General features: G+C 53.6%; 1 rRNA gene. It reads right to left on the bottom strand.

The features are described from left to right. Window positions 1–293, bottom strand: a 23S ribosomal RNA gene (locus tag J9889_RS23790); the annotation flags it as partial.

Here is a 293-nt window from a genome sequence, read left to right as displayed (position 1 = left end):
ATGGCTGCTTCTAAGCCAACATCCTAGCTGTCTGAGCCTTCCCACATCGTTTCCCACTTAACCAGAACTTTGGGACCTTAGCCGGCGGTCTGGGTTGTTTCCCTCTTCACGACGGACGTTAGCACCCGCCGTGTGTCTCCCGGATATTACTTACTGGTATTCGGAGTTTGCATGGGGTTGGTAAGTCGGGATGACCCCCTAGCCCAAACAGTGCTCTACCCCCAGTAGTATTCGTCCGAGGCGCTACCTAAATAGCTTTCGGGGAGAACCAGCTATCTCCGAGTTTGATTGGC

Source organism: Aeromonas sp. PrichA-15 (assembly GCF_017939245.1).
In the GTDB taxonomy this organism is placed as follows: Bacteria; Pseudomonadota; Gammaproteobacteria; order Enterobacterales; family Aeromonadaceae; genus Aeromonas; species Aeromonas caviae.
This window is presented reverse-complemented; position numbering and strand designations above follow the sequence as displayed.